At 60.5% G+C, this 13,447-nt stretch carries 11 protein-coding genes; 7 read left to right on the top strand and 4 right to left on the bottom strand.

Translation table 11 applies throughout. The features are described from left to right. Window positions 1-89: 89 nt before the first annotated feature. Window positions 90-635 carry a cysteine hydrolase family protein gene (locus DESPR_RS04955; RefSeq protein ID WP_015723718.1) on the bottom strand — a complete coding sequence of 182 codons (546 nt, stop codon included), beginning with the start codon at window positions 633-635 and terminating at the stop codon, window positions 90-92. A 368-nt stretch (window positions 636-1,003) separates the two neighbouring features. Here DESPR_RS04955 and DESPR_RS04945 point away from each other — a divergent pair, with 368 nt between their 5' ends. From DESPR_RS04945 to DESPR_RS04935, 3 genes are all read left to right on the top strand, one after another. Next, window positions 1,004-1,396, top strand: a complete 393-nt coding sequence (locus tag DESPR_RS04945) for a PilZ domain-containing protein (protein WP_169701527.1) — start codon at window positions 1,004-1,006, stop codon at window positions 1,394-1,396. Window positions 1,397-1,522: 126 nt separating this feature from the next. Further along, window positions 1,523-1,978: a universal stress protein gene (locus DESPR_RS04940; RefSeq protein ID WP_015723716.1), complete on the top strand. Its 456-nt coding sequence runs from the start codon at window positions 1,523-1,525 to the stop codon at window positions 1,976-1,978. Beyond that, window positions 1,963-2,970, top strand: a complete 1,008-nt coding sequence (locus tag DESPR_RS04935; RefSeq protein ID WP_169701526.1) for a serine/threonine-protein kinase — start codon at window positions 1,963-1,965, stop codon at window positions 2,968-2,970. The genes DESPR_RS04940 and DESPR_RS04935 overlap by 16 nt, the downstream gene beginning before the upstream one ends. A 297-nt stretch (window positions 2,971-3,267) precedes the next feature. Here DESPR_RS04935 and DESPR_RS04930 read toward each other — a convergent pair whose 3' ends face one another. From DESPR_RS04930 to DESPR_RS04920, 3 genes are all read right to left on the bottom strand, one after another. Next, a complete protein-coding gene (locus tag DESPR_RS04930; RefSeq protein WP_015723713.1) occupies window positions 3,268-3,471 on the bottom strand; it encodes a cold-shock protein in 204 nt (67 codons plus the stop codon). Window positions 3,472-3,592: 121 nt separating this feature from the next. Then, entirely contained in the window at window positions 3,593-4,879 is a 1,287-nt protein-coding gene (locus DESPR_RS04925; RefSeq protein ID WP_015723712.1) for a DEAD/DEAH box helicase, read from the bottom strand. 246 nt (window positions 4,880-5,125) lie between these two features. Then, window positions 5,126-5,392 carry an RNA recognition motif domain-containing protein gene (locus DESPR_RS04920; protein ID WP_015723711.1) on the bottom strand — a complete coding sequence of 89 codons (267 nt, stop codon included), beginning with the start codon at window positions 5,390-5,392 and terminating at the stop codon, window positions 5,126-5,128. 387 nt (window positions 5,393-5,779) lie between these two features. Between DESPR_RS04920 and pheA the strand changes: the two genes are divergently transcribed. The 4 genes from pheA (at window position 5,780) to DESPR_RS04900 (ending at window position 13,379) form a co-directional block, all read left to right on the top strand. Further along, window positions 5,780-6,883 (top strand): prephenate dehydratase, encoded by a 1,104-nt coding sequence (gene pheA / locus DESPR_RS04915; RefSeq protein WP_015723710.1) that lies wholly within the window; start codon window positions 5,780-5,782, stop codon window positions 6,881-6,883. Between the two features lie 49 nt (window positions 6,884-6,932). Then, window positions 6,933-8,768, top strand: coding sequence for an ABC-F family ATP-binding cassette domain-containing protein (locus DESPR_RS04910; RefSeq protein WP_015723709.1), 1,836 nt, complete (start codon window positions 6,933-6,935; stop codon window positions 8,766-8,768). Between the two features lie 172 nt (window positions 8,769-8,940). Then, the gene (locus DESPR_RS04905; protein ID WP_015723708.1) at window positions 8,941-10,236 is read left to right on the top strand and encodes a branched-chain amino acid ABC transporter substrate-binding protein; all 1,296 of its coding nucleotides are present in this window, start codon (window positions 8,941-8,943) and stop codon (window positions 10,234-10,236) included. After that, window positions 10,233-13,379 (top strand): hybrid sensor histidine kinase/response regulator, encoded by a 3,147-nt coding sequence (locus tag DESPR_RS04900; RefSeq protein ID WP_015723707.1) that lies wholly within the window; start codon window positions 10,233-10,235, stop codon window positions 13,377-13,379. Before DESPR_RS04905 ends, DESPR_RS04900 begins: the two co-directional genes overlap by 4 nt. Window positions 13,380-13,447 lie beyond the last annotated feature (68 nt).

The following is a 13,447-nucleotide window of genomic DNA, read 5'->3' as shown; positions in this document are numbered from 1 at the left end:
TTCGACGCTCCTCGGTCAGACGGGAGTGGACGGTCCATCGGGGCACCTTCCGTGAAACCGGCCGCGCGCAAGGCCCTCCTGCTCCCTGTTCATGCGGCGATGCATTCCTCGGCGGACCGTATCGCAGCGAAAGGCGTGCCGAGCGCGGCCAGAAAAGAAAGCTGGACATCGTGGGCGCTGACCTTATGCCCTTTGAAGGTCAAATCTTTTGTCGCGCATCCATCGGCAACGACGACGCACTGCAACCCCAGGTCAAAGGCAGCCCTTACCGTGGTGTCAATGCACAGGTGGGTCATCGCTCCACAGATGACGACTTCATCGACCCCGGCGGCGTCGAGCAGTTGTTTCAGCCCGGTTTCCCGAAAGGAATTGGGAAAATGTTTGACGATCACGGGTTCGCCGGGAAGGGGCCGCACGCTTTCATGGATTGCGCAGCCGGGTGTATGGGGCAGAAAAAAGGTGGCGCCTGGTCGTGTCGCGATATGTTGAACATGAAAAACAGGCGCGCCTTTTTCTCTGAAACAGCGCAACACCCGGGCACACTTTCCAGCTGCCTCGTCAATGTTGACCAATTCCATGGCACCTCCACGGAAATAGTCATTTTGCATGTCAATAATAAGCAATCCTTGGGCCATGGGATACTCCTTTGCGAGGTTGCACCAGAGATGTATGCACGTTCATTCATGTCGGAACAGGGAGGACGATCCAGCCGGTCAAGGTACCAGTCTGCGCCTCTGATCGTCCAGACAATAGTTTCGACCCACGCCCATTTTTCCTTCATCCGTCGGCTCGTTCGTTCTCCGGCTGTTTCTTTTCTTTGCGTTCACGATCCCTGCCTTTATAATAATAAAAGACAATAGAGGGTTGGACAAGAAACCCACCACCCGCACCCCTATCGTATCCAGGTGGCATGACCGCAACTCCAAAACCGCATCCATCGCAGCCCCCGGCATCCCAGCCGCTTTCGCGGCGGTTGTGGCGAGTTGTGCGTCGATTCTGGTCCGTGTCTGCCGGGTTGCTGCTGGCGCCAACCGCCCAGCCCCACGCCCATCGCGCCGATACTTTTCCGTCCGGAGCGGACAAACGGCGTCATCCCCGCATCCCATTGAAAAACACCACGGTGCATGTGACCGACGGCTGTCTGTTCGCCACCGCGCGGATCGGCAACATTTCACCTGCGGGGCTCTGCCTGTGCGACCTGCCCGAGCAACTGTACCACAGCGCCAACCGGCTGACGGTCTATTCCAGCGACAATCCCGGTCTGCCCGTGCTCCAGATTCGCCCGTGCTGGCAGCACACCGGCTGGGGCGGCAAGACCATTGGCGCGGTCATTCTCAACGCCACCGACGCCTGGCGGCTGTTTTTTGTCCATGCGGCCGGCCAAGTCGAGGCGTAACACACCGACCTGCCGCTAAACATCGTTGTCCGCCCACAGGGGGAACGCATTGTTTGGTCAGCCGAAGGCCAGCACCGTTCGACTTGGGGCGCGCACCTTTTCCACTGTTCATTAGGGAGGTTCTCCATGAGTGACTGGAAACGGATCATCATCGCCATCGACGATTCCCCCCGATCCATCAATGCCGTTGACTATGTCGGCAGCATCGCCGGCCACCTCGCCGATGTCCATCTTTGCCTGCTGCATGTCTACCCCGAACCGCCACCCGACTATTACCAATCAGGGGCCACCCTGGACGACTACGTCTCGGAACAGGAAGAGCGGGCGCGGATGCTGTTTGCCCAGGCGAAAAAGATTCTCCAGAACCACGGCGTCGCTCCCCACGCGATCACCTCCCGCTGCCAGATTGCCGGCCAGCAGTCAATCAGCGCCGCCATTCTCGATCTGCAAACCAAGGAGGATTACGGCACGATCGTGGTCGGCAAACGGGGCATCTCCAAGGCCGAGGAATTTCTCTTCGGCTCGATTTCCAATGCCTTGATCCATAATGGCCGCGATATCGCGGTATGGGTGATTGGCTGATGGCGCCCCATACCACCATCGCCGGTCTTCCCGAGGAGGTGGCTCGCAATCTTCGCGAGCACCGGGTCACCCGCAGCATGCGCCGGCCGTCGCGGGTGTATACCGACACCACCGACTTCACCTCGATCGATTACGGCGACGTGATCGCCGTGGAAGACCGCTTCTTTCTCGTCACCTCCTACACCAAGGAGGGGCGTTTCGGGGTGGACGAGCAGATCAAGCCCTGGGTGCCCAAGGCGGTGGATCTGGTCACGATGACCAACTACATCCTCAAACTGGAATTCCGGGAAACCTTTGACATGCGGCTGGGACAGTTCTCGGTCACCTGCTACCGCAGCCCCGACAAGGAGGCGCGTATCCTCGAATTGGTCCAGGGACGTCCGCACTTCATGCAGGGCGAGACCCTGGTGGATGCAGCGGGCAACCTGGTGCGGGTGCTGGTGCCGGTCAGCGGCAACCGGCTGGACAAAATCATCCACAGCGACAGCAGCCACCGGGATTATTTCTTCAATGAATTACCAAGGATATTCAACCAATTTCTTGGTTGCCTGGAAGGGATCGGATTTCTTCACCGCCATGGTTTTCGCCATGGCGACATCCGCAGGGATCACATCTTTGTCGACCGTGATACCGGTCTCTATTACTGGATTGATTTTGACTACGACTTCTACCTGCCGGAGAAGCCCTTTGCCCTGGATCTCTTTGAGCTGGGCAACATTCTGATCTATCTCACCGCCCGGGGCGACTATCATCCGCGGGAAATCATGGCCGATCCGACGATGGGCAACGCGGTGCTGCGCTCGCTTGGCCCTGCCGATTTCTCCCTTCTGTCGCAGAATCGGGTGGTCAATTTGCAGAAACTGTTTCCCTACATCCCGGATTCGCTCAACAACATCCTGCTGCACTTTTCCACGGGAGCGGATGTTTTTTATGAATCGGTGGAGGAAATACTGACAGATGTGCGCCAGGCCCTGAAACAGTGGCCTGGTTGAAGGAAGCGGAAACGAGGGGGAACGGAACGGGGAAAAACAGGCCTATCTTATGGCGGTTACGCCATTTCTTCCTGACCAGCGATTTCCCCGCCGTCGGTTTCCATTCTTTCCTTATTGAGTTTCCGCTCTTTTTTTGCTTCCTTCTTTTTTTGTTTTTCCAATTCCTTCATCCGCTTTTCCTGCTTGTAGTTGGTGCGTTTGTTCACAGCAATCCCTCCTCCCTCTGTGGCTGATCACGGGCAATGCCCACAACAACGAACCCCGCCAGGGGCGGGGTTCTCTATACCATCAAGCTGATTATCGCTTTTTGATCACATTGGCGGCTGCCGGGCCTTTGGCACCATCGACCACATTGAAGCTCACGCGTTCCCCCTCTTGGAGTGATTTGAACCCGTCAGCCTGGATTGCGGAATGATGGACGAACACGTCCTTGCCGCCATCCTGGGCGATAAAGCCAAAACCCTTAGAATCATTAAACCATTTTACAGTTCCTTCAGCCATTGTCACTACTCCTCTTTGGTTGTGCGCGGGGCGCACGGTTTGGTGGTTGGCCCCGCTGCGGGACCATGGGTACTCCGCCGCCCGATCCGCAGACAGGGCAGCGTTCTGGTGTCATCCAGTCTCATTTTGACCGGCCCGAAAGGCCGAAAACACTGGATGCCGTGGACCGCTTGCGCGGGGAAGCCTTGGGGGCTGATTCCCCCTTTGCCTCCGGACGCGATTTGGTCACGGATATTTTTTTGCCGGCAGGCTTGCCGGCGTGGGACCGGACCGAAGGCACTGCGGAGCGAACCGCGGGCAGCTCGGCCACGTCCCCATGATTCATCCGCCCGTCAATGGACCGTTCGATCAAGCGGATCATGCGGCTGTCCTCGCGGGTGGCAAAGGTCAGGGCCTCGCCGGTGCGGGCGGCCCTGCCGGTGCGGCCGGTTCGATGAATATAGGCCTCGGCGGTATCGGGCATGTCATAGTTGATCACATGCGAAATGCCATTGACATCGATACCACGGGCGGCAATGTCGGTGGCCACCAGGATGGTGAACGCACCGGTCTTGAATCCATCCAACGCCTGCTGGCGTCTGTTCTGCGACAGGTTGCCCTGGAGCGAGGTGGCCTTGAAGCCCGATTGAGCCAATTTCTGGGCCAGATTCTTGGCTTTGTGCTTGGTGCGGGTGAAAATCAGGGTGGTGGCCATGGCCTCATCCTTGAGCAGCTGCAGGAGCAGGTCGGTCTTTTGCTCCTGCTCGACCGCGTAGAGCCGATGGGAAATGGACTGCACCGAACGGGTCGGATTAATCTGCACGGTCACCGGATCGGTGAGGATGTCCTCGGCCAGATGCCGAATCTCGTCGGGCATGGTGGCCGAAAAAACCAACGATTGCCGCTCAGCGGGCAACCGGCGCAAAATGCGGCGGATATCGGGCAAAAAGCCCTTGTCGAACATGTGGTCGGCCTCGTCCAGAATCAAGGTGTCGACCCGGCTCAGGTCCACCGCCTTGTCGTTGAGCAGGTCGAGCAAACGGCCCGGACAGGCGACCACGATGTCGACGCCGCCGCGCAGCTTGGTGATCTGTGCCTGCTTGCTGACCCCGCCGTACACGGCAATACTTTTTAGACGGGTGTTGCGAATGATCGCCCGGGTAAAATCATTGATCTGCTCGGCCAGCTCCCTGGTCGGGGCAATGATCAGAGCCCGGACATGATGGGCCTGGGTCCGCATGAGATGCTGCACGGTCGGCAAAATAAAGGCAGCGGTCTTGCCGGTGCCTGTCTGGGCCAGGCCAAGAAGATCACGACGTTCAAGAACCGAAGGAATAGCCTGTTGCTGAATGGGGGTTGGCGCGGTGAAACCGCAGTGCGAAATGGCGTGGGTAATGTGTTCGTTGAAATGAAAATCGGTAAAACTCATTCATGCTCCTGCAATCGACCAGCCCCGCCTTGCTTGGCGCGCGGCACGCAAGAGCGAGCGCGGATCCATGACGGCCTGGGGGAGTGGATTGCGAAAAGGGTGGGTGCAATTCCGGCCGATACGGGGTGGAACTGCGGGAAAAAAGTGCGGCAGACAACGATCAACAAATGGCTCGAAAAGGAACGCCGATGGGGAGAGGCTGCTGCGTGGCACGTGATATGCGAGGGGGCCGGACGGGTTGATGCCTTATCGACGCCTCTGGCCCTTCTTGGCCGGTGGTTTTGCTTCGTTGCACACCAGGGTGCGGTGGTTGTATTCCTTGCCGTTCAAACCGTCCATAACCTTGTGCCCCTGCGAGCGATTGGCCATCTCGACAAAACCAAAACCCTTGGATTGCCCCGTGAACTGGTCAAGAATCAACTTGGCGCTGACCACGTCGCCAAACGGAGCGCACAATTCGGAAAGCTCGGATTCGGTTATATTATATGGAAGACTGCCGATGAAAAGTTTCATGCTTATCCTGCCTTAACATCAAGGGTTGCAAGCAAAAACTTTTCAGGTATCGAAGGATACGAAATTGATAGCGTTGGATATCAAAAAAGAAAATGCTCTATGAGATGAGATTTCCTTTATACACGTTGTTTCCCTGGACCGCAAGCGAATAATTCTCAATGAGAAAAAGAGAACCTGCCGAAACAGGCCAACCAAGCGGATTGGCAAACAAAAGGCGTCTTGCCGCCTTAGCTGTTTGCATAAGCAGACAACGATGCTATAGTAATCGTTTCATGTGCATGGCAACCGATGGTGAGCGAACGAACCGACGGATAACGTCTTGTTTCTCCCCGTTCCACCGACGGTCTGCTTCGGCTTGCCCAACGACCATTTTACCTTCCAGGCACCATGGACGACAAATTGAACATCCCGCAGGTAAGGAAACGCATTGACCAGATCGACGACACCATCCTGGAACTGCTGAAGGAGCGGCTTGATTGCGCCAAGACCATCGGCCTGCTGAAGAACGAAACCAACCGGGCCAAATGGGACCCGCAGCGCGAGCTGGAAATCTACGATCGGCTGCGCACCAACAACAACGATATTTTCCCCTACAAGGCCCTGCGCTCGATCTTCCACGAAATCATCACCACCTGCCGGTTGTCGCAGCGCAAGGCCAGCGTGGCCTATCTCGGCCCGGAGGCGACTTTTTCCCACCTGGCGGGTGTCAAGTACTTCGGCCAGACCGCCGAATACCTGCCCATGGAGTCGATCGCCGAGGTCTTTGAGGAGGTGGAAAAGGAACGAGTCCAGTATGGCATCGTCCCGGTGGAAAACTCGATCGAGGGCGCGGTCACCTATTCGCTCGACGCCTTCATGAAATACAAGGTCAAGATCTGCGGCGAGATCCAGCTGGCCATTACCCATAACCTCGTCAACCGCTCGGGCAACGTCGAGGACATCCAGACCGTGGCCTCCCATTCCCAGCCGCTGGCCCAGTGCCGCAACTGGCTGCGGAAGCACCTGCCCAAGATCCCCACCCTGGAAGTCTTTTCCACCGGCACCGCCGCCCAGATGGCGGCCAACAACCCCAACGTCGGCGCCATCGCCAGCTCGCTGGCCATCAACACCTACGGCCTGCAGGTGGTGGTGCCCGGCATCGAGGATTACCAGGGCAACACCACCCGTTTCCTGGTTATCGGCCGCAAGTCACCCAAGAAGAGTGGCTGCGACAAGACCTCGATCCTCATCGGCCTGATCAACCGTCCCGGCGCCCTCAACGAGATCCTGACCATCCTCTCGGCCAAGAATATCGACCTGGCCAAGATCGAATCGCGGCCAACCAAGGACAAGCAGTGGAAATATCTGTTCTTCCTTGACATGATCGGCCACATTGAGGATCCGGTCATCCATGAGGCGTGCAACATCCTCAAGCAGATCTGTGCCTACTTCGAGCTGCTCGGCTCCTACCCCAGGGCCGACGATATCAACGTCAACGGCGACATCGCCTAGACGGTCTGCGGCACGATTCACCACCCACACGACGCAGGGTCACGGTTCCATGTGTGCATTGCTCAGCTGCCAGGGATTGTCCAAGGCCTTCGGGGCCCAAACCCTGTTTTCCGGCGTCACCCTGATGATCAACGAAGGCGACAAGGTCGGCCTGATCGGTCCCAACGGCTCGGGCAAGTCGACCCTGCTCAAGATCTTCTGCGGCCTGGAGCAGGCCGACAGCGGCACGGTGTTCACCCAAAAACTGATCCGCACCAGCTATGTGGCCCAAGAGGATGCGTTTGACGAAGCGGCCAGCTGCGCCGACAACCTCACGGCGGCGGTGCGAGCGCTCGATATCGACGCCGCCGAGCAGTACAATCGGGTGCACGCCCTGCTCAGCCGCGCCCAATTCGCCGATCCCGAGCAACCGGTACACCTCCTGTCCGGCGGCTGGCGTAAGCGACTGGCCGTCTGCCGGGCCTTGGTCACCCGGCCGGACGTGCTGATCATGGACGAGCCCACCAACCACCTGGACATCGAGGGCATTCTCTGGCTGGAAAAACTTCTCGGATCCGCCCTGCCCGAAAGCCCGTCCGCCGTGCTCCTGGTCAGCCATGACCGCCGTTTCCTGGAAAACACGGTCAACCGGGTGATTGAACTGGCGCCGGTCTACCCCGAGGGTTCGTTCCAGGTGCGCGGCACCTATGCCGATTTCCTCGATAAAAAAGCCGAGTACCTTCTCCAGCGGCAAAGCCTGGAGGAACGGCTGAGCAACAGGATGCGGCGCGAGACCGAATGGCTGCGCCGGGGCCCCAAGGCTCGGGCCACCAAGGCCCGCTATCGGATCGAAGAGGCGGGACGGTTGCAGGAAGAATTGGGCGATGTCCGCAGCAGAAACCGTTCCGTGGGTCAGGTGGGCATCGTCTTTGAAGGCACCCAGCGCAAAACCAAGAAACTCCTGGTGGCCACCGGCCTGCGCAAGGGGTTTGACGCATCCCCCCTCTTTTCCGGCCTTGACCTCACCCTCACCCCCGGCACGCGCCTTGGCTTGCTGGGCCGCAACGGCAGCGGCAAATCGACCTTGATGCGGATCCTCGCCGCCGCCGACCGAGAAGACGGGCTCAAACCGGACCAGGGCACCATCGCCACCGCCGACAAGGTGCGCATCGTCAGTTTCGACCAGCGGCGCGAGCAGTTGGACACCTCGGTCACCCTGCGCCGCGCCCTGGCTCCGGACGGCGACAGCATCCTCTATCAAGGCCAGAGTGTGCACGTGGTCACCTGGGCCAAGCGTTTTCTCTTCCGTACCGATCAACTGGAAACCCCGGTCTACCGTCTCTCCGGCGGCGAGCAGGCCCGGATTCTCATTGCCCGGTTGATGCTCCAACCCGCCGACATCCTTCTGCTCGACGAACCGACCAACGATCTCGACATTCCCTCGCTCGACGTGCTCGAAGAGAGCCTGTGCGAATTTCCCGGCGCCCTGGTGCTGGTCACCCACGACCGGTTCCTCCTCGACCGGGTGTGCAACCTGGTGCTCGGCTTTGACGGCCAAGGACGAGCGGATTATTTCGCCGACTACGAGCAGTGGCTGACCATGATGCAGGAACGGGACCGCCGGGACACGCCCAAGAGCCCGGTTACCGTCAAGGACAAACCCCCGGCCAAGGCACGGCCCGGCAAGCTCTCCTATATGGATCAGCGCGAATACGACCAGATGGAGGAACGGATCCTGGCCGCCGAAGCCCGGTTGGGAGAGCTGGAAGCCCTGATGGCCTCGCCGGAGGTGATGGCCAACCCGGCCCAACTGCACCGCTACTGGGAAGAACAGCAGGAACTGCAGACCAAGACCGAACAGCTCTACGACCGCTGGGACGAACTCGAACAGCGCCGGCAGGGCTGATTTTCCTCCTCGCGCCCGAGTCACCGGAGTCCAGTCGCATTTCGTTCCCCGTTCCTGACCGGCAAAGAGTGCTTGGTTGGCCGGCTGTTTTTGCCTATACTCTAGTTCACAAGAGCCGTTGCTTTCCCTTTGCCGACATCAGTGCGCACCACGCCATTTCAAGGAGTTCGCCATGCCCCTGGCTCGGTTTTGCCGTCTGCTTATTCTCCTCCTTTCCCCTGTCCTGCTCGCCGCCTGCGACCATGAGCCCCCCAAGCCAGTCTGCAGCGACCCCCTGGGCTGCGTCGTCATCGGCCCGGCGGAGCCGGTCAAGATCGGGGTCATCCAGGCGCTTTCCGGCAAGGTCGCGGCTTTGGGGCAGGAGCAGCTTCGGGGACTGGAGCTGGCGCTGAATGCCCGGGAACGCACGGTGGCCGGCCATCCCGTGGCCCTGCAGACCGAGGACGACGGCTGTACCAGCGAGGGCGGGGCCAATGCCGCGCTCAAGGTCGTGGCCGATCCGCAGACCGTGGCTATTTTCGGCTCCACCTGCTCGGGCGCCGCGGCCACGGCCGCCAAGGTCATGTCCGACGCCGGATTGAGCATGATCTCCGGCAACAACAGCGCCCCCTTCCTAACCGCCATCGGCGGCGAACGGGCGCCCAACTGGCAGCCCGGCTACTTCCGCACCGCACCCAACGAAGAGCATTCCGGTGAAACCGCGGCCACCTATGCCTACCACACACTCGGCATCCGCCGGGCAGCAACCATCAATGACAACGACATCTACACCCGCGGATTGACGGACGGCTTTGTCCGAACCTTCACCAAATTGGGCGGGACCATCGTGCTCGACACCGCCATCAACAAGGGGGACAGCAACATGGGGCCGGTCCTGGACGCCGTGAGCCAATCACAGGCAGAGCTGCTCTTTTTCCCGCTCTTTCAACCCGAAGGCAACCACTTGCTCACCCAGGCGCGCAACCACGCACAGCTCGGTGCCCTGGTGCTGATGAGCGATGGCGCCCTGATCGAACATTCCTTTCTCGCCGCCATGGGCGACCTGGCCCGGGGCATGTACTTTGTCGGCCCTGGCCCGGCCGCCACGTCCCGCAGCAAAGAATTGGCGCAAACCTATCTCGACACCTTCAAGGCCCAGCCCGCGGCCAGTTATTACCAGAGCGGCTTTGATGCCGCCAACCTGCTCTTTCTCGCCATTGAACAGGCAGTCGTGCGGCAGGCCGATGGCAGCCTGCTCCTGGGCCGCGAGGCGTTGCGGCGCACCCTGTACGCCATGACCGGCGTGGACGGCGTCACCGGCAGCCTGAGTTGCGATCCGTTCGGCGACTGCGCCTCCGCGGTCTTCAACGTCCTCCGCCTGGACGACCCGGCTGCCGGGGTGTCGGGATTGCAGCGCAACATTCAATTTTCCCATGCGCCCCAGCGGCAACTGGCCGTTGCACCGGCAACCGGACCCAACCGGCCATGAAGAGCCGCACCGCCCGCAGACGCGCCCCCAACCTCGCCTTTAAACTCAAGCTGGGCTTTGGCGCCGCCTTTTTCCTCATCGTCCTGATCCTCGCCGCGTGGCTGTTTTCCCTGTTCCTTGCCAACCAGGCGAGGAAAACCATCAGTGCGTCCGTGGCCATCGAGCGCACCGCGCTCAACATGGACCGGCTGTTGGAAAAAGCTCGCCGCCTGCACAACGATTTTCTCCTCCAGTACAGTCGCATCGGCTTGACCGAAGCCCGCGAACAATTTGCCCAGCCTTCGGTGCGGTTGATCGCCGAAGCGGTTGCCGCCAGCGCCGAACTGAAAAAGCTGCTCGCCCAGTCCGAAATCGGGGTGCATCTGCAACCGCATCATGTCGACCTGAACCTCTACCTTGCCCTGGCCAAACGTTTTGCCGACACCTCGCTCGAATCCATCGACCTGGTCACCCGTCTCGCCGCTCCGGAGCGAGGACTGGAGGCCACCTTCGACCAGCTGCTCCATGGGGTGCGAGCCGATATCGCTTCTTCACCCTCGTTGCATGCCTTGAGCCGTCAACTCCTGGACGACTATCAGCAGTACCGCATCACCCGGCAACGACCGCTGATGCAGTCGGCCTTCAACGCCTTGGCCGCCCTGCGCCGGCAGTTGGACGCATCCCCTCAACTTTCCGCCGATGCGATCGGAAATGTTCGAGACAAGATTGACAGGCTGCGGCGCACAGGCGAGGAGATTCTGGCCACCGATCTGGCGATCAAGAACAAGCTCCACGATTTCAATCTGCAGACCGGTATCGCCCAGCCGATTGCCCAACTGCTGATCAACCAGGCCGGCATCGAGGTCGGTCAGGCCCAGATCACCATCATCCGCACCCTCCAGACCGCCGCTGTGCTGCTGACCCTGGTGGCGCTGGTGGCGATCTGGGCCGGTGTGCTGATCAGCCGCTTCATCTCCGGCCAGATCACCCAACGGATTACCGCGTTGACCGAGTGCGCGGCCCAGATGCAGCGGGGCCGGCTGAGCACCATGGCCGCCGAACAACCTGCCGACGAACTGGGAATGCTGGGCCGGACGCTGAACCTGATGAGCGCCCAGATCGGAGAGTTGGTCGACGATCTGGAGGCAAAGGTCGATCAGCGAACCCTGCAACTGCGCGAAAGCGAACACCGCTTCCGCCAGATCGCCAACGAACTGCCCACCGTGGGGATCATCGGATTTGACGACCACAGGAACATCCTTTTCTGGAACCGGACCTGCGAACGACTCTATGGCACCAATGCCCAGGAAACCCTGGGCAAACAGGTCGAACACGTCATCGTCCCCGAAGGAGAGCGGCTCCATCTGGGTGAACGGCTGCAGCAATGGATTGCCGGGGCGGGGCAACTTCCTGCGCAAGAGGCCTTGTTTCGGTCGGCCCATGGCGATCCGGTCCCGGTGCATGTCTCCTATTTCGCCGTGACCGGGCCACAAGGCCGTACCGAACGGTACAGCCTGCATTTCGACCTCACCGAACTGAAGAAGGTGCAGGCAGAGAGCGCCCTGCGCGAGTCGATCTACCGCAGCCTGTTCGAGCACACCAGCAGCGGCGTCGGGGTTCTGCAGGCGATTGAGGACGGCCAAGACTTTCTCATCAAGGATGTGAATCCCGCAGCCGAACGGATCGAGGGCTTTCCCCGCCAAGATCTGATCGGCCAGCACCTGGTCAAACACTTTCCCGGCGTCGAGCCCACCGGCCTGTTGGCCCGGATGCGGGAGGTCTGGCAAAGCGGCGAGCCGGTGGTCCTCCCCCCCATGCTCTACCAGTTCGGGAACCGCCACCGTTGGCGGCAAGGACACCTGTACCGGATTCCCTCCGGCGAGGTGGTCTTTGTCTATGACGACATTACCCAACTCAAGGAGAACGAACGGGAACGGGCCGCCATGGAGGCCCAGTTGCAGCGCTCCCGCAAGATGGAAGCCATTGGCCTGTTGGCCGGCGGCGTGGCCCATGATCTCAACAACATCCTCTCGGGCATTGTCAGCTATCCCGATCTGCTGCTGATGCAGCTCGCCCCGGACAGCACGCTGCGCAAGCCGATACTGGCCATTCAGGAGTCCGGGCAGCGGGCCGCAGCGGTGGTGGCGGATCTGCTCACCGTGGCCCGCGGCGTGAGCAGCGAGCGTAAACTGTGTGCGCTCACCACCCTGATCGACGAATATCTGCATTCACCGGAACATGAGGCCCTGCTCGCCCACCATCCCGGCGTCCGCTGTCAGACCGAATACGCCCCTGATCTCTGGCCCCTGTCGTGTTCGCCCATCCACGTCAAAAAGAGCCTGATGAACCTGATGACCAACGGTGCCGAGGCCATCGAATATACGGGCCGGATCATCATTCGTACCCGCAACGAAGTCCTGGCACCGGACCTGGCCCGCCGGCACGCCGTTGAGCCGGGCCGCTACGTGGTGCTCGAGGTGGCCGACTCCGGTTCCGGTATCGCCCAGGCCGATATCGATCACATCTTCGAGCCTTTCTATACCCGCAAGGTAATGGGCCGCAGCGGCACCGGCCTCGGTCTGGCCGTGGTGTGGAATACCATCCAGGATCACCGGGGCGCGGTCATGGTGAGCAGCAGCGACCAGGGGACGACCTTCGCCCTCTTTTTCCCGGCCTCGGAACAGAACCCTGGAGGCACTGCCGAACAACGGGATACCCATGCGGTGCGGGGCAACGGAGAGACCATCCTTATTGTCGATGACGAACCGCTGCAACGGGATATCGCCAGTCAGCTCCTCCAATCCCTCGGCTACCAGACGGCAACCGCGGCCTCGGGCGAGGAGGCGGTCGAGTATCTGCAGGGCTGCCGGGTGGATCTGGTGCTCCTGGACATGCTCATGGGGCCAGGCATCAACGGCCGCCAGACCTATGAACGGATCATCGTCCGCCATCCAGGCCAGAAGGCCTTGATCGCCAGCGGGTTCTCGGAAAGCGACGAGGTCCGCGCCGCCCTGCGTTTGGGAGTGGGCGGCTATCTGCAAAAACCCTACTCCCTGCAGACGTTGGCCAAGGCGGTGAGCAAGCTCCTGCAACCGCCATGGCAGCCGCTTTCCGGTCCTCCGGCCGCGGCCGCTGCACCGGCAGCCGCCTGGAAATCCCGTTGACACCCCCCGGTATTTTCACTATACAAACGGCGGTGACAACAACCGTGCCGAGGGGTCCCCTGGTACCA

Source organism: Desulfobulbus propionicus DSM 2032 (genome assembly GCF_000186885.1).
GTDB classification, from domain to species: domain Bacteria; phylum Desulfobacterota; class Desulfobulbia; order Desulfobulbales; family Desulfobulbaceae; genus Desulfobulbus; species Desulfobulbus propionicus.
Note: the sequence above shows the minus strand (reverse complement) of the source record. Positions and strands in the feature narration are given on the sequence as shown.